Here is a 17214-nt window from a genome sequence, read left to right on the forward strand (position 1 = left end):
CATGTGCAACATCCTTTGCGCATGCTGCACACCCCGGGCAGGATGAGGCGTATGACTTCGCCGCTGCCCTCGTCCTCGTCTGCCTCCGTAATGGACCTCGCCCCCGTGGTCCCCGTCGTCGTGGTCACGGACGCCGCCGACGCCGTACCCCTGGCGCGGGCGCTGGTCGCGGGCGGGCTGCCCGCGATCGAGGTGACGCTGCGGACGCCGGCCGCGCTGGACGCGATCCGGGCGATCGCGGATCAGGTGCCGGACGCGGTGGTCGGCGCGGGCACGGTCCTGTCACCGGAGCAGGTGGCCGACTCGGTGGCGGCGGGCGCCCGCTTCCTGGTCAGCCCGGGCTGGACGGACGTACTGCTCGATGCCATGCAGGCGTCCGGGGTGTCGTTCCTGCCGGGGGTGTCCACCACGTCGGAGGTCGTGGCGCTGCTGGAGCGGGGCGTGCGCGAGATGAAGTTCTTCCCGGCGCAGGCGGCGGGCGGGACGGCGTATCTCAAGTCGCTGGCGGGCCCGCTGCCGCAGGCGCGGTTCTGCCCGACGGGCGGCATCGGTCCGGCCTCCGCGCCGGAGTACCTCGCACTTCCCAACGTCGGCTGCGTGGGAGGGAGTTGGATGCTCCCGCAGGACGCGGTCGCGGGACGGGACTGGGGGCGGATCGAGGCCCTGGCGCGGGAGGCCGCGGCGCTCAGGCACCCACTCGGATGACGACCGCTCAGGCCGCCACCCGGTGACGACGGCTTACGTCGCCGCGCGGATGACGACACGTTAGGCCACCACTCGGTTGATGGCCGCTCAGGCCGCCGCACGAATGCCGACGGCTCAGGCCGCCACCCTGATGACGACCTTGCCGAAGGCCGTCCCGCTCTCGTAGTAGCGGAAGGCCTCGTGGACCTCGTCGAAGCCGTAGACGCGGTCGATGACCGGGCGCGTTCCGTGCAGCGTCAGCGCCCGGTTCATGGCCTCGAAGTGCGCCCGGCTGCCGACGAACACCCGGCGGATCGTCGCCAGACTCGCCGCGTACGCCGCGTTGGAGATCTCGATGCCCGGCTTGCGCGCATTGCCGGTGATCAGGAGCACGATCTGGCTGTAGAGCGCGGCGGCGCGCATCGACTGCTCGATCGTGTCGGGGCCGTTGGTCTCGACGACGAGGTCGGCACCGCGACCGCCGGTCAACTTTCTTACCGTCAACCCCCATTCGGGGTTCTCGGCATAGTTGACGACGTGGTCCGCACCAAGCGCCTTGAGACGGTCGGCCTTCGCAGCGCTCGACGTCGTCGCGATGACCTCGGCGCCCAGCATCTTGGCGAACTGCACCACGAAGAGGGACAGCGCGCCGGTGCCCAACGTGAGCACGGTCTGGCCGGGGGCGAGGGGCTCGCCGCCCGTCAAGGAGTGCCAGGCGGTGACTCCGGCGCAGGGCAGACAGGCCGCCTCTTCCCAGGTCAGGTGGTCCGGGACGAGTACGGCGGCCTCCTGGTCCAGGACGGCGTACTCGGTGAGCATGCCGTTCAGGGTGGCGCCCGGCTGGTCGAACCGGTCCGGCGTGATCCGTCCGTCGAGCCAGTTGGGGAAGTACGTGCCCGCCACCCGGTCACCGACCGCGAAGCCGGTCACCTGCCCTCCCACTGCCACGACTTCGCCCGCTCCGTCGCTCACCGGGATCACATCCGGCACGGCCTTCAGCGGGTAGGTCCCCTTCATGAGCAGGAGATCGCGCTTGTTGAGGGAGACGGCGCGGACGCGGACGAGGATGTCGCGGGGGCCGGGCTCCGGGCGGTCGGTATCGCGCGGGACGATCCCGTCGACGGTACCGAGCGTTTCGAGGTGATAGGCGCGCATGTCCGCTCCCTGAGGTCTGCTCCGTGGATGCGTCCATGCTGCTCGGACGGGGTACGCCGCTCAATTCCCGGCAAGGTATGGCAGCCCGCCGGGACGGCGATGTCGTAGCGACGACTGTCGTCGTAGAGACGGCTGCGTCCGCAGAGACCGCTGCATTCGTTGAGATGGCGACGTCGTGAGACAGCTGTCGTCGTGGAGAGAGCCATGTCGTGGAGGCGGCGATGTCGTACCCGTGACGTACAACTGATCCATGACCACCAGCATCTCCACCGAGCCTCCTCCCTTCGCCCGGGAGCTGTTGCGCTGGCGCACCGCGCGCCGGGTCAGCCAGTTGGAGCTCGCCTCGCGGGCGGGGACGACGCAGCGGTACGTCAGTTTCATCGAGCGTGGGCGTTCGGTGCCCGGCAGAGAGATCGTGATCAGGCTCGCCGAGTCGCTGGAGCTCACGCTGCGGGAGCGCAACTCACTGCTTCTGGCGGCCGGTTACGCGCCCGCGTTCGCCGAGTCACCGCTCGACGCGGTCGCGCTGAAGCCCGTACGGGAGGCGCTGGACAGCATTCTCGAAGGGCATCTGCCCTATCCGGCCGTGGTGGCGGGGCCGCGGGGTGAACTCGTCGCTGCCAACGAGGCGTTCGACGTGCTCACCGAGGGGGCAGCCCCGGAACTGCTCGCACCACCCGTCAACGTGCTGCGGCTCGCCCTGCATCCGCGCGGGATGGCGTCACGGGTGTTGAACCTGGACGCGTGGGGGCAGCACATCGTGGAGAACCTGCGGGCCCGGGCCGTACGCAGCCCGGATCCCCACCTCGGCGCGCTCGCCGAGGAGTTGGCGGGGTACGTACCGGCGAGCGAGCCCGGCGCGGACTACCTCGGCTTCGCCGTACCGCTGCGACTGCGATGCCCGGAGGGCGAGTTGAGACTGCTCACCACGCTGACGTCGTTCGCGACGGCGGTGGACGTCACGCTCGCCGAACTCCACCTGGAGGCCTTCCTCCCGGCGGACCGGGAGACGGCGGAGATCCTGCGCGAGCGCGCGGCCGGGCGTGCGGGTCATGCCGGGCGTGCCGGCCGTGCCGGGCAGCGCGCGTGATCAGCGCAGGTGAGACGTGTCGTTGAACAGCCGGACGCTCGCGTTGCCGTCCGCGTAGTACGCCACCGCGGAGAGCGAGGCCGCGGACAGTTCCATACGGAACAGGGACTCCGGCGGGGCGCCGAGGGCCAGGCGTACGAGGGTCTTGATCGGGGTGACGTGCGAGACGAGCAGGACGGTGCGGCCCGCGTAGGAGGCGATCAGCTTGTCGCGGGTGGTGGCCATGCGGCGGGCGGTCGCCGCGAAGCTCTCGCCGCCGCCGGTCGGTTCGGCCTTCGGCGAGGCGAGCCAGGCGTTCAGGTCGTCGGGGTAGCGCTCCCGCACCTCGCCGAACGTCAGGCCCTCCCAGGCGCCGAAGTCCGTCTCGCGCAGCCCGTCCTCGATGACCACGTCGAGCCCGAGGCGGGCGGCGACGGCCCCCGCGGTTTCCCGGGTCCGGGTGAGCGGCGACGCCACGATCGCCTGGATCGTGCCGCGCGCGGCCAGCGCCGCGGCGACGCGCTCGGCCTGCTCGCGGCCCACATCGGACAGCGACGGGTCGGTGCCGCCGCTGCCCGAGAACCGCTTCTGCGGGGTCAGGAGGGTCTCGCCGTGGCGCAGGAGTACGAAGGTGGCGGGGGCGCCCAGGTCGGGGGGCGCGCCCCAGCCGACGGTCGGCGTCGCGGTCGTCTCACTCGTCGCGGTCGTCTCGCTCGCCGCCGTCGCCACGTTCCGCGCGGCGCGGACATCGGCGTCGGCCTGTGCGGTTCCGCCGCCGGGTGACGGGTGGCTGCCGGAAGTCGTCATGCTGCGGGCCGTCTGTGGCTGGTCGCGCAGTTCCCCGCTCCCTTGACGGGGCGCTCCGGAGCCCGGCGCCTCGGCAGGCGCCACGCCGCCGCGTGTCCCTGCCAGTGCCGCCCGTGCCTTCGCTGCGCCCGCTGCCGCGTCCCCGGGCGGGCCCGTCGGCTCGGGCGCCGCGGACCGGGCCGCGCGCGCGTCCAGTTCCGCTGTCGAGGCCGACGGCGACCACTGCTCGCCCCGCCTGCCCGCGTCCATCGCCTCGTTGGCGAGCCGGTCGGCGTGCTTGTTCTGCTCGCGCGGGATCCACTCGTACGTGACCTGCTCGGGCGGGCAGATCCGGGCGGCCTCGGCGGCCAGCGGCTTCATGTCCGGGTGCTTGATCTTCCAGCGGCCGGACATCTGCTCGACGACGAGCTTGGAGTCCATCCGGACCCGGACGCGTGCGGCCGGGTCCAGTTCACGGGCCGCCGTCAGGCCCGCGATCAGCCCCCGGTACTCCGCGACGTTGTTGGTGGCGATGCCGATGTACTCGGCGCGCTCCACCAGCGTCTCCCCGGTGGCCGCGTCGATGACCACGGAGCCGTAGCCCGCGGGCCCCGGGTTGCCCCGGGAACCGCCGTCGGCCTCGACGATGAACTCCCGCACGCGTCAAGCCCCTTACAGATTTCTTGCAGACCTACGGGTCTACGGACCTACAGACCGGACTCGGACGTGCGCACCAGGATGCGGCGGCAGTTCTCGCAGCGCAGCACGGTGTCCGGAGAGGCCGCCTTCACCTCGTTGACCTCGGTGATGTTGAGCTCCAGGCGGCAGCCCTCGCAGCGGCGCTGGTAGAGCCGGGCCGCGCCGACGCCGCCCTGCTGCTCGCGCAGCTTGTCGTAGAGCTTGAGGAGGTCGGCGGGGATCGTGCCGGCGATGACTTCGCGCTCCTTGTTCGCCGTCGCGGTCTCGCCGTCGAGGGACTCGAAGGCGGCGTCCCGGCGCGCGGTCGCGTCGTCGATCTTCGACTGGACGGAGGAGACCCGCTCGGTCAGCTCGGCGAGGCGCTCCTGGGCGGACTCGCGGCGCTCCATGACCTCCAGGACGACGTCCTCGAGGTCGCCCTGGCGCTTGGCGAGGGAGGTGATCTCGCGCTGGAGGTTCTCCAGGTCCTTGGGGGACGACACGGCGCCCGAGTCGAGGCGCTTCTGGTCGCGGGCGGCGCGCTGGCGCACCTGGTCGACGTCCTGCTCGGCCTTGGTCTGCTCGCGGGCGCAGTCGCTCTCCTCGGTCTGCGCGGCGACGAGCAGGTCGCGCAGCTGCGTGAGGTCCTTGTTCAGCGACTCGATCTCGGCGTGCTCGGGCAGCGACCTCCGCTTGTGCGCCAGCTGCTGGAGGCGCACGTCGAGGGCCTGGACGTCGAGAAGTCGAATCTGGTCGGCGGGCGCGGCGTTCAGTTGGGGGCTCCTGATGTGTCGGTGGTAGAGGCCGCGTGGGCGGTCCAGGGGTCGGTGACCGTCTTCGAGACGTGGACCCTCAGGCCCCATCCATGACGGTCGGAGATCTCGTCGAGCTGGGCGGCGGCCAGCTCGCACCAGGGCCACTCGGTGGCCCAGTGCGCCGCGTCGAGCAGCGCGAGAGGACTGTGGGCGCGGGCCTCGGACGCCGGGTGGTGGCGCAGGTCCGCGGTGAGGAAGGCGTCCACGCCGGCGGCGCGTACGTCGTCGAAGAGGCTGTCGCCGGAGCCGCCGCTGACCGCGACGGTGCGTACCAGCGCCTCGGGGTCGCCCGCGACGCGGATGCCCTGCGCGGTGGCGGGCAGCCGCTCGGCGGCGCGCGCGGCGAGTTCGCGGACGGTCAGCGGATGGTCCAGCTCGCAGACTCGGCCAAGACCCCGGCGGCCGTCCGGGTCGGTGGGGTCCGGCACGAGGGGGCGTACGACGCGAAGGTCCAGCGCGCCGGCGAGTGCGTCGGAGACTCCCGGATCTGCGCGGTCGGCGTTCGTGTGCGCGACGTGCAGCGCGATGTCGTTCTTGATCAGGGTGTGCACGACGCGGCCCTTGAAGCCGGTGGCCGCCACCGTCGTCGTACCGCGCAGGTAGAGCGGATGGTGGGTGACCAGCAGATCGGCACCCAGTTTCAGCGCCTCGTCGACGATGTCCTGGACGGGGTCGACCGCGAACAGTACGCGCGTGACCTCCTGGTCGGGGTCACCGCAGACGGTGCCGACCGCGTCCCAGTCCTCGGCCCTCTCGGAGGGCCAGAGGGTGTCGAGCGCGGCGATGACTTCAGACAGACGGGGCACGGGGAAAGGCTACCTGCCTTACGTCCCTGTCCGTCCGGTCGCGGACCACTCGACCGGCACCCCGGCGGCGGGCGGGTCCGGACACTCGCTCCCCCACCCCTGCCTCCCGGCCACCGGCCAGCACATTCGCCCCCGTTCCCTCAGGCGAATCCCGACATGGCCACCCTTATGTGTGAAGCCGCAGCCCGTCGGTCCCACGTCTGTGCGTACGAAAACTAGCTTCGTCGCCGGAGGTGACCGAACGATGACAGTCTGTGCGACGGAGCCCGTGGCGGAGAACGAGGACGAGACCCAAAACGCGCGCCAAGAGGCGAACCACGACGTGAACGACTGGACCGCCCGTCCCACCTGTGTGATCACCGCTGACGGCACGTACGCGGCGCGTCTCACCCTGGCCGGCGACTGCTGGTACCCCGAGCGCTGGACGCTGGACGGCCCCGAGCCGTACGCCGTACCGCTGCCGACCCACCAGCCGGAGGAGCCCGGCACCGAGGTGCTGCCACTGACCGACGGAAGGGTGCTGATCCACCGCGTGACGGACGGACGGCACGTCTTCTCGCTGCTGTACCCGACCGGGCCCGGCACCGGCGAACTGCCGCTGGGCGCCGTGGAGTGCCCCGACAAGGACACCCGGCTGCGGCTGCTGCCACCCGCGCCGGGCGGGCAGCGCGCGTACGCCCTCGCCGTGGGCTGTGGCTCCACCGCGGTGTGGCTGGTGGCGGGCGGCGCGTTCGGTCCGGAGCATCGGGCCCAGGTGCCGGGCCACTGTTCGGGCGGGGTGTGGCTGGACGGCACCGGCCGTCTGCTCGCGCTCGACCGCTTCCAGAACGGCCGCACCAAGACGGTGGTCGTCGACCTCGAACGCGGCGGTGAAATGTCACCGTTCCTCCAGATCGCCGAGCACAGCAACGACCGCCTGCTCCTCGCCGACGCCGACAGCGGCCTCCTCCTCGTCCGCTCCGACGCCCCGTCCCCGGGCCACGACCGCCTCGGCTGGGGCGTCGTCGGCAGCACGCTGCCCATCCGCTTCCCGGAGTGCCTGCGCCTGACGGACTGCGCGGTGACACCCTTCGCGATCCAGCCGGGCCAGATGCTCACCCCCGAGACCTGCGCGGTCGCCCTGCGCATCGACGGCCCGGCGGGCACCTGGCTGGGCATCTGGCGCCCGGCCGAACGCCAGATCCACCATCTCCCGGCCCCCGAGGGCTGGTTGGCGGGCACCGGCCTGTGGACCAGAGAGGGGGTGCTCCACCTGCCCTACGCGACGGCAGCGGTGCCGTGCGGGGTGGCACGGGTGGCAGCACCCACGGGGGCGGGGGAAGAGGGCCCTGACCGGGACGCCGGCCGGGGCCCCGAGACACGAACGTCGGGCCGCCCGGTCCCGCTCCAACAGGCACCGCTGAAGGGCCGGGTGGTGCAGTTGAACCGCCGGGGCGTGCGACTGAACACCCCAGGGCTCCAACTGCACAAGCCCGCCCGGACACCCTCCGCCCGTCCGGCGTTCGAGGGCGAGGCCGTTCAGGTACCCGCAACCCGTGCGGCGTTCGAGGACGAGGCCCTTCAGACCGGAGGGGGGTCCAGGGGCGATGGGGGTCCCGTCCCCCCTGCACGACCGAAGCCGGGCGTTTGGGAGAGGGTCGGCGTGCTGGGGGTGCAGAGCTCTCCCCCACCGACACCCCCGCAATGACCGCCGGTTAGAATCCCCCGGCTGTAAAAGAAGGATCTTGCATACGGGGTGAACACTTCAATGAGCGACATCAGCACGATGGAAGCGCCGGGAACCGACTCCCACGAGGCCACGGCTCAGGCCGAAGGCCATGGCAGGCACCGCGGCCCGAACTCCGGCCACGACGACGCGGCGACCCCGCAGGGCCGCCACCGCAAGCCGTCCGACCAGAACAACGCGGCCTGACGGCACGCCGAACCCGGCACACGGCCCCGCTCGCCATGACGGACGCTGTTGGTTAATTTCGGGGCTGCCTGTTACTTCGCCCCGCTGACTGCTTCTTGGTCGGCGGGGCGAAGTGCTGCGAAGTGGCTGGTGCGGGTGCGGGTCCGGGGCGTGTTGGTGAGGTGGGCGTCGATGCGGGCGAGGTTGATCGCGGCGCCGGTGAGCTGGTGCTGGAGGCTTGTCTTGGTCAGGCCTCGGTAGCGGGATCCGCGCAGGCCGGAACGTTGGACGGCTTGGGCGATGGTGCCCTCGACTCCGGCCCGGACTTTGTAGCGTTCCTTCCAGGCGTCGGTCTGCTGCTCGGCCCTGGCCGCCTGGAGCGCGTGGTGTTCGTCGTGGCGGCGCAGTCGCAGTTCGCGGGGTCGTTTGGTGCTGGGTGTGTTGATGCAGCCCGCGCGGCGACCAGGCCGACCTGCCCCGCGCCGGGAACAGGTCCGCGAACTCCTCGTCACTGAACAACGGTCCCAGTTCGTCCCTCACCCGGATCGCCAGGCTCCCCTTCGGGAACGCGGCCCGAGCCACCCGCACCGTCTCCGCCGGGATCTCCCCAGATCCGTTCGGCTGCATCGACATCCGCACCCACCCCATACGACAACGTCGGCCTTCAAGGCCACATCCAGGTCTTGAAGGCCGACGTCACGCGCAGCCTCGAATTAACCAACAGCGTCCGCCATGGTGAGTGGGGCCGTCGACGTCCAAAAGACCAGTAGCCGACGCCGGGGGCCAAGGGCCGATGCCGGGGGCCAAGGGCCGATGCCTGACGACGCCCGGGCCCGGTAGCCGACGCCGAAAGACCGACACCCGGCACCCGGCACCCGGCACCCGGCACCCGAAGCCGACCCCCGAGAGACCGGCAGCCGACCCCCGGCACCCGTAATCGACGCCCGAGGCCTCCGAAGAGCTATCCGTGCTTGAGCCCCAGCACCTCCACCGCCGCGAAGGTCTCGCCCTTCGGGCGGTCCGCGTAGTGCGCGGTGAGCAGGGCGTCCAGCTCGTCGTACGTGAAGGCGTCCTGCTTGGTGTCGAACTTGGCGGCCACCCGCGGGCGTTCGATGATCGCGACCATGCCGCCGTGCACGACGAGCAGCTGGCCGTTGACGTGCGCGGCGGCGGGCGAGGCCAAGTAGCCGACGAGCGGGGCGACATGTTCGGGTGCGAGCTGATCCAGCCCTTCGTCGGGCTCGGCGAAGCCGGCGAACACGTCCTCGGTCATACGCGTCCGGGCACGCGGGCAGATGACGTTCGCCGTCACGCCGTACTTCGCGAGCGCCAGCGCCGTCGAGGTCGTCAGCCCGACGATTCCGCCTTTCGCGGCGGCATAGTTGGGCTGTCCCGCCGAACCGGCGAGGAACGCCTCCGACGAGGTGTTCACGATCCGCCCGTATACGGGCCCGTCGACCGCCTTGGAGCGCGCCCGCCAGTGCACGGACGCGAAGTGGGTCGTGTTGAAGTGGCCTTTGAGGTGCACCCGGACGACCGAGTCCCATTCGTCCTCGGACATCGAGAAGATCATCCGGTCACGCAGGATGCCCGCGTTGTTGACCAGGATGTCGAGCTTCCCGAATTCGGTGACCGCCAACTGGATCAGTGCGCGGGCCTGTTCGTGGTCGGCGACGTCCCCGGTGTGGGCGGCGGCCCGGCCGCCCGCCGCGCGGATCTCAGCGGCGACCTCCTCGGCGGGTGTGGCCGAGGCGTCGCCGGAGCCGTCCCGCCCGGGCTGCCCGTAGTCGTTGACGACCACGGCCGCGCCGAGTCGGCCCAGTTCCAGCGCCTCGGCCCGTCCGAGCCCGCGCCCCGCGCCGGTGACGATCGCGGTGAGACCTTCAAGTGGCAGTGACATCGAGGTCCTTTGCGGTTGTGGGATCAGATCTCGATGCACGTACGCAGGGCGGTGCCGCTGCGCATCTGGTCGAGGGCCTCGTTGATCTCGGCGAGCGGCACCCGGTGGGTGATCAGGCCCTCCAGGTCGATACGGCCCGCGCGCCACAGGGCGACGGTGCGCTCGTAGGACCGCAGGACGTCCCCGCCGCCGTACATCGACGGCAGGATCCGCTTCTCGTCGAAGAACAGCTCGAACATGTTGAGCTGGAGGAAGTCGTCCATGGCGCCCGCGCCGACGACGACGAGGGTGCCGCCGCGGCGGGTGTGGTCGTAGGCGGTGCGGGCGGTGGCGGACTTGCCGACGACCTCGAAGACGTAGTCGAAGCCCTCGCCGCCGGTCACCGACTGCTTGGCGTCGGCGAGTTCGTCCGGAGAGACCGCCTTCGTCGCACCGAACCTGAGCGCGGCCTCGCGGCGCGAGGCGACCGGGTCGACGGCGACGATCTCGGCGGCGCCCTTGAGCCGCGCGCCCTGGATCGCGGAGATGCCGACGCCGCCGCAGCCGATGATGGCGACCGACGAACCGGCTTCCACGTCGGCGGTGTTGAGGGCGGCGCCGAGTCCGGTGGTGACGCCGCAGCCGATGAGGGCCGCGATGTCGAAGGGCACGTCGTCGGGGATCGGGACCGCGCAGCCCGCGTCGACGACGACCTCCTCGGTGAAGGTGCCGGTGCCGGCGAAGCCGAAGACGTCGCCGCCGGGGCGCTTGAAGTTGGGTGTGCCCGCGTTCAGGAAGCCGGCCAGGCACAGTTCGGTCTGCCCGCGCTTGCAGGCGGGACAGACGCCGCAGGCGGGCAGCCAGCAGACGACGACCCGGTCGCCGGGCTTCAAGTGGCTCACGCCGTCGCCGACTTCGGTGATCTCGCCGGCGCCCTCGTGCCCGGGCACGAACGGCGCCGGCTGCGGCAATACGCCGTTCATCGCGGACAGGTCCGAGTGGCACAGCCCGGTGGCCCGCACCCGGATCCTCACCTTGCCGGGCCCGAAGCCCACCGCCTCGACGTCGTCGAGTACTTCGAGTTTGTCCTGGCCTATCTCGTGCTGTACGGCTGCGCGCATGGTGCGGCTCCCCTCAGAAGTGGGCTGGGCTCACGAGTGTTCGACGATGGTGTCGGCCAGCACCGGCGCGTCGTCCCGCTCCACCGCGCTCACCGCCACCTGGACCCCGCCCTGCCGCCGCCACATGCGGATGCGCAGGGTCTCGCCGGGGAAGACGACACCGGCGAAGCGGGTGGTGTACGAGCGGACGCGGGCCACGTCGCCGCCGAGCAGTGTGTCGACGACCGCCTTGAGCGTCATGCCGTACGTGCACAGCCCGTGCAGGATCGGCCGGTCGAACCCGGCGAGCTTGGCGAACTCGGGGTCGGCGTGCAGCGGGTTCCAGTCGCCGGAGAGCCGGTAGAGCAGGGCCTGGTCCTCGCGGATCGGACGCTCGAGGGTCCTGTCGGGCTCGCCCGTCGGCGCCTCGAGGCGCGTGGAAGGCCCGCGGTCTCCTCCCCAGCCCCCCTCTCCTCGTACGAAGATCTGGGCGTCGTTGGTCCACAGCGGGCCGTCGGCGTCGGCGACTTCGGTGCGCATGACGAGGATCGCGGCCTTGCCCTTGTCGTAGACGGCCGCGATGCGCCCGGTGGCGAGCGCCTTGCCCTCGACCGGGATGGGGCGGTGCAGCCGGACGGTCTGGCCGCCGTGCAGCACGCGCGCGAGGTCGACCTCGACGCCGGGCATGGACAGGCCGCTGATCACGCCCGGTGAGCCGGCTCCCGCGACGGTGGCGAAGCTGGGCAGGACGTGCAACCTGGATTCGAGGGTGTAGCGCAGCTCGTCGGGGTCGGTCGCGGGGACACCCGCGCCCAGGCCCAGGTGGTAGAGCTGGACGTCCTTGTGACTCCAGGTGATCTCTGCGGTCCGGGGCTCGGCGGCGACGGCCTTGGCGGCGTCAATGGGCATGGGGCTCCTGATCACTAGGGCCTGAGACCTCGGTGCGGCCGTCCGCACCGTCGGCCGCACCGAGGTCGACACTGGGCCGCGGAACCCGCCCGTTCTAGAACGCGTTCCAGTCCGGCGACCCCTTGTATAGCCCAGCGCCCGGCAGTTGTGAAGACTACTGACGCCATGTCAGATATGTGGGTCGTGACATTTGTCCCGCCCGATTGCTGACATGTGCATCTGCCGGGCCCGGCGCCCTGCTCATAGCGTCGTACCCATGACACAGACGACTGGGACACCGTCCGCCGTGTCCTTCACGGGGGCGGTCAAGAGCTTCGGGGACGTACGCGCCGTGGCGGGGGTGGATCTGGAGATGGCACGCGGCGAGACGGTCGCGCTGCTGGGGCGCAACGGAGCGGGGAAGTCGACGACGATCTCGTTGCTCCTGGGCCTGGACGAGCCGGACGAGGGCTCGGTCACGCTCTTCGGCGGGCCCCCGCAGGAGGCGGTGCACGCCGGGAAGGTCGGCGCGATGCTGCAGGAGACCCGGCCGGTGCCACGCGTCACCGTCCAGGAGCTGGTCTCCTTCGTCGCCGGGCGCTATCCGGCGCCGCTGCCGGTGACCGACGCGCTGGAGCTCGCCGGCATCGCGGAGCTGGCCGGGCGGCGCGTCGACCGGCTCTCCGGCGGGCAGGCACAGCGGGTGCGGTTCGCGGTGGCGCTGGCCGGGAACCCCGCGCTGATCGTGCTCGACGAGCCGACCGCCGCGCTGGACGTGGAGGCGCGGCACGCCTTCTGGGAGTCGATGCGAGCGTATGCCCGGCGCGGCCACACGGTCCTCTTCTCCACGCACTATCTGGAGGAGGCCGACGCGCACGCCGACCGGATCGTCGTCATCGACCACGGCCGCATCGTCGCCGACGGCACCGGGGAGCAGCTGAAGCGGTCGGTGGGCGGCAATCTGGTCTCCTTCGACCTGGCGGGCCGCGGCACGGAGGGCCTGACCCTGCTGCCCGGCGTGGTCTCCGTGGAGGTGCGCGGGGACCGGGCCCATCTGCGCACCGACGACTCGGACGCGACGGTGATCGCGCTGGCCGAGCAGGGGGCGATACGCGGCCTGGAAGTCGTCCCCGCGTCCCTGGACGAAGCGTTCATGGCGCTCACCTCGGCTGCGCCGTCGGATGTCCTGGAGACGGTGTGATGCTGGACTATCTGCGGCTCGAAGTACGCCGGACGCTGCGCGACACCGGATTCGTCATCGGCGGCATCGTGATGCCGGTGATGATGTACCTCCTCTTCACCAACCTCGGCGGCGGCGATGACGGCGACTGGAAGACCGCCTCCATGGTCGGCATGGCCGCCTACGGCGCGGTGGGCTCCGCCCTGAACACCGGCGGCGGGGTCGCCGAGGACAAGGTGATCGGCTGGCTGCGGCAGCTGCGGGTGACACCGATGACGCCGCGCGAAGTGGTGCTGGGGCGGGCGCTGACCGGCTCGGTGACCGTACTGCCCGCGATCACCGCGGTCCTGGCGGCGGGCGGCCTGGTCAACGGCGTACGGCTGGACATCTGGCAGTGGGCGGCGATCGCGGTGCTGCTGTGGCTCGGCTCGATACCCTTCACGCTGCTGGGCCTCGGCAACGGCTACCGGCTCACCGCGCAGACGACGGGCGTCGCCAACATGGTGTGCAACCTGGGGCTCTCGGTGATCGGCGGTCTCTGGTTCCCGCTCGCCCTGTTCCCGGGCTGGCTGCAATCCCTGTCGGCGTACACCCCCACGAACCGGTTCGCGCAGCTCGGCGTCTCGGTCGCGGACGGCCACGCTCCGGGCCTCGGCGCGATGGGGGTGCTGGCGGCCTGGCTGCTGGCGTTCGGTTCCTACGCTGTGTTCTCGTACCGTCGGTCCGCACGGACCGTCTGAACCGGGGGGAGTGGGCGATGTCCTGGATGCGAGGGGTCACCTGCCAGGTGCAGGAGTGGCGGGCGGCGCGGGCGCGCTGGAAGGCCGACATGGAACGCTTCAAGGCCGAGCAGCGGGCCGCCCGCAAGAGCGGCGGGAAGATGCCCGAGAATCCGGGTCCGCCCCCCACCGGCTTCGCCCTGCTGCCGTGGCTGCTGATGGGCATGGGCGCCTTCTCCAACCTGTTCCAGGGCAAGACGCCACAGCCCTGGATCGGCGCCATCGGCCTGCTCGCCTTCAACTCCCTGTACATCTTCGTGACCTTCCGGTCCTTCGTGAAGGACAAGCGCGAGTCCCGCTCCACATTGGTGGCGCTCGTCCTGATGGCCCTGGTCACCTGCGGGCTGGCCATCGGGTACGGCGGCAGCTGGCTGTACTTCTTCCCGCTGCTGGGGCTCGCCACCGGCGCCGTCCTGCGCGGCCCGTGGCTCGGCAAGATCGGCCTCGGTCTGACCGTACTCGCGGCGGTGGTCTCCTCCGTGCGGTCGGGCTGGGACGCGGTGAACGTCGCGTACGGCACCTTCCTGTCGACGATGGTGACGGCCGCGATCCTCTCCCTCTCCGAAGCGGTACGCGAACTGCGCGCCGCCCGCGAGGAGTTGGCGCGCCGCGCCGTCGAGAAGGAACGCATGCGCTTCTCCCGCGATCTGCACGACCTGCTGGGCCACACGCTCTCCGTCATCGTGGTGAAGTCGGAGGCGGCCCGCAGGCTGGCCCACCGCGACCTGGACGCGGCGCTCGTCCAGGTCACGGACATCGAGTCGGTCGGCCGCCAGGCCCTCACGGAGATCCGCGAGGCGGTCACCGGCTACCGCGAGGGCAGCCTCGCCACGGAACTGGACCGCGCCCGTTCGGCACTGTCCGCCACGGGCGTCGATCCGGTCGTCCGGCAGTCCGGCCCGCCCCTCGTCCCCCAGACCGAGGCCCTGCTGGGCTGGGTGCTCCGCGAGGCGGTCACCAACGTCGTACGCCACAGCGCCGCGACCCGCTGCGACATCACCCTCGACGGCACCCCCGACCGCGTCCGCCTGACCATCACCGACAACGGCAGCGGCACCTCCACCGCAGAGCCCGTCGAGGGCATCGGCGGCACCGGCCTCAAGGGCCTCACCGAACGCCTGGCCACGGCAGGCGGCTCACTGGAGGCGGGGCCGGCTTCGCGCGGAGGGTTCCAGGTGAGGGCCGAACTACCGGTGGATGCGCCGGATGCCGCGAACCTGACGGAGGCGCCGGCCTAGGACCACCGCCGAGACGGGCCGGGCGGCCGGGCAGCCCCGACCCACCGCCCCCGCATCGGCGCCGGTCGCCGCGCCCTACCCTTGGCCCGTGAACGAGATGCCGCAGGACCACCGGCCCGCCAAGTCCATTCGTGTCCTGCTTGCCGAGGATCAGGGAATGATGCGGGGCGCGCTCGCTCTGCTGCTCGGGATGGAGGCGGACATCGAGGTGGTCGCGCAGGTGTCCGCGGGGGACGCGATCGTGGACACGGCCTTGACGCATCGGCCGGATGTGGCGCTGCTGGACATCGAGTTGCCCGGGATGAGCGGGCTGGACGCCGCCGCCGAACTGCGCGAACAGGCGCCCGACTGCCGGGTGCTGATCCTCACCACCTTCGGACGGCCCGGGTATCTGCGACGGGCCATGGAGGCGGGCGCCGCGGGGTTCCTCGTCAAGGATGGGCCCGTGGAGGATCTGGCCGAGGCGATCCGGCGGGTGCTGACCGGGGAGACGGTCATCGACCCCGCACTCGCCGCGGCGGCGCTGAGCGCCGGGCCCAATCCGCTCACCGCCCGCGAGTGCGACGTACTGAAGGCCTCGGTGGACGGCGCCACCGTCGCCGACATCGCCGCCAAGCTCCACCTCTCCGAGTCGACCGTCCGCAACTACCTCTCCTCCGCGATCGGCAAGACGGGCACCCGCAACCGCATGGAAGCGATGCGGGAGGCCCGCCAGCAGGGGTGGCTGTAGCCGCGGCCCGGCGGTCCGGCGGAAACTCGTCCCCCGACGGGTGACGTGAGAGAACCCGTTGCCGACCCGAGAGCCGGCCCCTGGTCCTCTCAGGTCACTTCGTCACCTTCACCGACTGGGAGCTCTTGCCCTCCGGCCCCAGGCACACGAACCAGTCGGGCTGGGAGCCGTCCACCGGGCGGATCAGGTCCTCGAAGTCCGAGGTGAGGCCCGTGCCCGGGGCAGCCCTCATGACCTTGGTCGTCGTGCCGTCGTCCCAGGTGCAGGTGACCTGTTGCGCGGTCGGAGCGACCTTGCCGATCACCAGGCGGTGCGGTGCACCGACCTTGTCGGAGTCGCCCGACTCCAGCGGCATCGAGTAGGACAGGATGTCCGTGCCCGACAGGGAGTCGCCTTTCTCCACCGGTCCCTGCACCACCGTCGTCGGACGGTCGTCGCCCACGTCCAGGCGCACGAAGACCCAGCCCTTGCCGATCAGCTCCGAGGCCTTTCGCACTCCCACCGGCGCGGCCCCGTACTCACCCATCAGCGTGCGCTGGTACTGCGCTTCCGCCTCGTTCTTCGGGGCTCCCCAGACGTCGATGCTCACCTGCCAGACCCTGCCGTGGTCGGTGCCCCTTGCCACGGTGGTCCCCTGCGGCTCGTATACGTGCCGGTCCTCGGCCGTCGGCGGCTGGGTGGCGACCGGCTCGACCCGCTTCCCGTCACCGTCCGTCGTCCCGGCCAGCGCCAGCGCACCCGTCGAACCGGCGATCACCAGTGCCGCGGCGGCCGCGATCGTCCAGCGGCGGGCCTTGCGGCGCCGGCCGCCGCGGACCACCGCCTGGTAGGGGGCTATACCGATCTCGACCTCGTCCGCGGCCTCGGCCAGCAGGAGGGCGATGTCCCTGTGTGTCGCCATGTCGTGGTTCGTCTCCCGGTCCGCGCTCATCACTTCCGCCCTCCGTGCGTCACCATGTCGGCCAGCCCCGGTATGGCCCGCAGCTTCGCGATCCCCTTGGCGGCGTTGCTCTTCACCGCGCCCACCGAGCAGCCCATCGCCTCCGCCGTCTGGCTCTCGCTCAGGTCCTCCCAGTAGCGAAGGACCACCGCTTCGCGCTGTCGCGCGGGCAGTTGGGAGAGCGCCTTCAGCAGCGCGCTGCGGTCGTCGGCCTGGGCGATCCGGTCACCGCTGTCGGGCAGCTCGTGCGTGAGGCCCGAGTCGTCCTTCGGCGCGAGGAACTCCTTGAGTTTTCTGCGGTGTTTGCGAGCATGCGCGTTGATCATCACGCGCCGTACATACGCCTCCGGGTCGTCGGCCGCGCCGACCCTGCGCCAGGCCACGTACACCTGCTCCAGCGTCGACTGGACCAGGTCCTCCGCGGCGTGCTGCTCCCCCGTAAGGAGAAATGCCGTACGCATCAACCGCGGCCAGCGGCCGATGACAAAGCTCTGGAACTCCTCGTCCCGAGCCTGCTTCCGATCCCCCATGGGCACCTCCTAGATGTCTGAAGGAGTCCACGAGGATCGGATTTCGTTGCCTCGGCCCCGGAATTC

Annotated in this window: 18 protein-coding genes; 8 read left to right on the forward strand and 10 right to left on the reverse strand. The window is 71.3% G+C overall.

The annotated features are described in order from the left end of the window. Nucleotides 1-51: 51 nt before the first annotated feature. Complete coding sequence (gene eda, locus ACIBK0_RS00180) at nucleotides 52-705, forward strand: bifunctional 4-hydroxy-2-oxoglutarate aldolase/2-dehydro-3-deoxy-phosphogluconate aldolase (RefSeq protein WP_399073932.1); 654 nt, start codon at nucleotides 52-54, stop codon at nucleotides 703-705. Between the two features lie 114 nt (nucleotides 706-819). On the opposite strand, the gene ACIBK0_RS00185 is transcribed toward eda, so the two are convergent. Further along, a complete protein-coding gene (locus tag ACIBK0_RS00185; RefSeq protein WP_399073934.1) occupies nucleotides 820-1839 on the reverse strand; it encodes an NAD(P)-dependent alcohol dehydrogenase in 1020 nt (339 codons plus the stop codon). Nucleotides 1840-2089: 250 nt separating this feature from the next. Between ACIBK0_RS00185 and ACIBK0_RS00190 the strand changes: the two genes are divergently transcribed. Then, nucleotides 2090-2929, forward strand: coding sequence for a helix-turn-helix domain-containing protein (locus tag ACIBK0_RS00190; RefSeq protein ID WP_399073936.1), 840 nt, complete (start codon nucleotides 2090-2092; stop codon nucleotides 2927-2929). Here ACIBK0_RS00190 and ACIBK0_RS00195 read toward each other — a convergent pair whose 3' ends face one another. Genes ACIBK0_RS00195 through ACIBK0_RS00205 form a run of 3 tightly spaced genes read right to left on the reverse strand, consistent with a single transcriptional unit; the run spans nucleotide 2930 to nucleotide 5993 of the window. Further along, nucleotides 2930-4354, reverse strand: a complete 1425-nt coding sequence (locus ACIBK0_RS00195) for a bifunctional RNase H/acid phosphatase (protein ID WP_399073938.1) — start codon at nucleotides 4352-4354, stop codon at nucleotides 2930-2932. Between the two features lie 47 nt (nucleotides 4355-4401). Further along, nucleotides 4402-5145, reverse strand: a complete 744-nt coding sequence (locus tag ACIBK0_RS00200; RefSeq protein ID WP_399075071.1) for a zinc ribbon domain-containing protein — start codon at nucleotides 5143-5145, stop codon at nucleotides 4402-4404. Continuing rightward, nucleotides 5142-5993 (reverse strand): Nif3-like dinuclear metal center hexameric protein, encoded by an 852-nt coding sequence (locus tag ACIBK0_RS00205; RefSeq protein WP_399073940.1) that lies wholly within the window; start codon nucleotides 5991-5993, stop codon nucleotides 5142-5144. Before ACIBK0_RS00205 ends, ACIBK0_RS00200 begins: the two co-directional genes overlap by 4 nt. Nucleotides 5994-6237: 244 nt before the next feature. Here ACIBK0_RS00205 and ACIBK0_RS00210 point away from each other — a divergent pair, with 244 nt between their 5' ends. Both ACIBK0_RS00210 and ACIBK0_RS00215 read left to right on the forward strand, forming a co-directional pair. Beyond that, nucleotides 6238-7680, forward strand: coding sequence for a hypothetical protein (locus ACIBK0_RS00210; protein ID WP_399073942.1), 1443 nt, complete (start codon nucleotides 6238-6240; stop codon nucleotides 7678-7680). Nucleotides 7681-7740: 60 nt separating this feature from the next. Next, nucleotides 7741-7905, forward strand: a complete 165-nt coding sequence (locus ACIBK0_RS00215; RefSeq protein ID WP_399073944.1) for a hypothetical protein — start codon at nucleotides 7741-7743, stop codon at nucleotides 7903-7905. Between the two features lie 71 nt (nucleotides 7906-7976). On the opposite strand, the gene ACIBK0_RS00220 is transcribed toward ACIBK0_RS00215, so the two are convergent. From ACIBK0_RS00220 to ACIBK0_RS00235, 4 genes are all read right to left on the reverse strand, one after another. After that, entirely contained in the window at nucleotides 7977-8396 is a 420-nt protein-coding gene (locus ACIBK0_RS00220) for a transposase (protein ID WP_399073946.1), read from the reverse strand. Nucleotides 8397-8845: 449 nt separating this feature from the next. After that, nucleotides 8846-9784 carry a 3-oxoacyl-ACP reductase gene (locus ACIBK0_RS00225; protein WP_399073948.1) on the reverse strand — a complete coding sequence of 313 codons (939 nt, stop codon included), beginning with the start codon at nucleotides 9782-9784 and terminating at the stop codon, nucleotides 8846-8848. A 23-nt stretch (nucleotides 9785-9807) separates the two neighbouring features. Beyond that, nucleotides 9808-10884, reverse strand: coding sequence for a Zn-dependent alcohol dehydrogenase (locus tag ACIBK0_RS00230; RefSeq protein ID WP_399073950.1), 1077 nt, complete (start codon nucleotides 10882-10884; stop codon nucleotides 9808-9810). Between the two features lie 30 nt (nucleotides 10885-10914). Continuing rightward, nucleotides 10915-11772, reverse strand: a complete 858-nt coding sequence (locus ACIBK0_RS00235; protein ID WP_399073952.1) for a MaoC/PaaZ C-terminal domain-containing protein — start codon at nucleotides 11770-11772, stop codon at nucleotides 10915-10917. Nucleotides 11773-12028: 256 nt separating this feature from the next. Between ACIBK0_RS00235 and ACIBK0_RS00240 the strand changes: the two genes are divergently transcribed. The 4 genes from ACIBK0_RS00240 to ACIBK0_RS00255 all read left to right on the forward strand — a co-directional run bounded on the left by ACIBK0_RS00240 (nucleotide 12029) and on the right by ACIBK0_RS00255 (nucleotide 15678). Then, nucleotides 12029-12952, forward strand: coding sequence for an ATP-binding cassette domain-containing protein (locus ACIBK0_RS00240; RefSeq protein WP_399073954.1), 924 nt, complete (start codon nucleotides 12029-12031; stop codon nucleotides 12950-12952). After that, complete coding sequence (locus tag ACIBK0_RS00245) at nucleotides 12952-13671, forward strand: ABC transporter permease (RefSeq protein ID WP_399073956.1); 720 nt, start codon at nucleotides 12952-12954, stop codon at nucleotides 13669-13671. The genes ACIBK0_RS00240 and ACIBK0_RS00245 overlap by 1 nt, the downstream gene beginning before the upstream one ends. 17 nt (nucleotides 13672-13688) lie before the next feature. Then, on the forward strand, nucleotides 13689-14948 hold the full coding sequence (locus ACIBK0_RS00250; protein WP_399073958.1) for a histidine kinase: 1260 nt from the start codon (nucleotides 13689-13691) through the stop codon (nucleotides 14946-14948). Nucleotides 14949-15045: 97 nt separating this feature from the next. Beyond that, nucleotides 15046-15678 (forward strand): response regulator, encoded by a 633-nt coding sequence (locus ACIBK0_RS00255; protein WP_399075073.1) that lies wholly within the window; start codon nucleotides 15046-15048, stop codon nucleotides 15676-15678. A 94-nt stretch (nucleotides 15679-15772) separates the two neighbouring features. On the opposite strand, the gene ACIBK0_RS00260 is transcribed toward ACIBK0_RS00255, so the two are convergent. Both ACIBK0_RS00260 and ACIBK0_RS00265 read right to left on the reverse strand, forming a co-directional pair. After that, a complete protein-coding gene (locus ACIBK0_RS00260; protein ID WP_399073960.1) occupies nucleotides 15773-16609 on the reverse strand; it encodes a hypothetical protein in 837 nt (278 codons plus the stop codon). Beyond that, entirely contained in the window at nucleotides 16609-17148 is a 540-nt protein-coding gene (locus ACIBK0_RS00265; protein WP_399073962.1) for a SigE family RNA polymerase sigma factor, read from the reverse strand. The genes ACIBK0_RS00260 and ACIBK0_RS00265 overlap by 1 nt, the downstream gene beginning before the upstream one ends. Between the last annotated feature and the right edge of the window lie 66 nt (nucleotides 17149-17214).

The sequence above is a fragment of the Streptomyces sp. NPDC050564 genome, from assembly GCF_044457265.1.
Classification (GTDB): domain Bacteria; phylum Actinomycetota; class Actinomycetes; order Streptomycetales; family Streptomycetaceae; genus Streptomyces.

What these genes read in the sequence shown, in the direction of transcription:
- ACIBK0_RS00250 (WP_399073958.1), top strand. Translation starts at nt 13,689, where the DNA reads ATGTCCTGGATGCGAGGGGTCACCTGCCAGGTGCAGGAGTGGCGGGCG.
- ACIBK0_RS00210 (WP_399073942.1), top strand. Translation starts at nt 6,238, where the DNA reads ATGACAGTCTGTGCGACGGAGCCCGTGGCGGAGAACGAGGACGAGACC.
- ACIBK0_RS00235 (WP_399073952.1), bottom strand. Translation starts at nt 11,772, where the DNA reads ATGCCCATTGACGCCGCCAAGGCCGTCGCCGCCGAGCCCCGGACCGCA.
- eda (WP_399073932.1), top strand. Translation starts at nt 52, where the DNA reads ATGACTTCGCCGCTGCCCTCGTCCTCGTCTGCCTCCGTAATGGACCTC.
- ACIBK0_RS00225 (WP_399073948.1), bottom strand. Translation starts at nt 9,784, where the DNA reads ATGTCACTGCCACTTGAAGGTCTCACCGCGATCGTCACCGGCGCGGGG.
- ACIBK0_RS00240 (WP_399073954.1), top strand. Translation starts at nt 12,029, where the DNA reads ATGACACAGACGACTGGGACACCGTCCGCCGTGTCCTTCACGGGGGCG.
- ACIBK0_RS00230 (WP_399073950.1), bottom strand. Translation starts at nt 10,884, where the DNA reads ATGCGCGCAGCCGTACAGCACGAGATAGGCCAGGACAAACTCGAAGTA.
- ACIBK0_RS00255 (WP_399075073.1), top strand. Translation starts at nt 15,046, where the DNA reads ATGCCGCAGGACCACCGGCCCGCCAAGTCCATTCGTGTCCTGCTTGCC.
- ACIBK0_RS00245 (WP_399073956.1), top strand. Translation starts at nt 12,952, where the DNA reads ATGCTGGACTATCTGCGGCTCGAAGTACGCCGGACGCTGCGCGACACC.
- ACIBK0_RS00190 (WP_399073936.1), top strand. Translation starts at nt 2,090, where the DNA reads ATGACCACCAGCATCTCCACCGAGCCTCCTCCCTTCGCCCGGGAGCTG.
- ACIBK0_RS00260 (WP_399073960.1), bottom strand. Translation starts at nt 16,609, where the DNA reads ATGAGCGCGGACCGGGAGACGAACCACGACATGGCGACACACAGGGAC.
- ACIBK0_RS00185 (WP_399073934.1), bottom strand. Translation starts at nt 1,839, where the DNA reads ATGCGCGCCTATCACCTCGAAACGCTCGGTACCGTCGACGGGATCGTC.
- ACIBK0_RS00215 (WP_399073944.1), top strand. Translation starts at nt 7,741, where the DNA reads ATGAGCGACATCAGCACGATGGAAGCGCCGGGAACCGACTCCCACGAG.
- ACIBK0_RS00265 (WP_399073962.1), bottom strand. Translation starts at nt 17,148, where the DNA reads ATGGGGGATCGGAAGCAGGCTCGGGACGAGGAGTTCCAGAGCTTTGTC.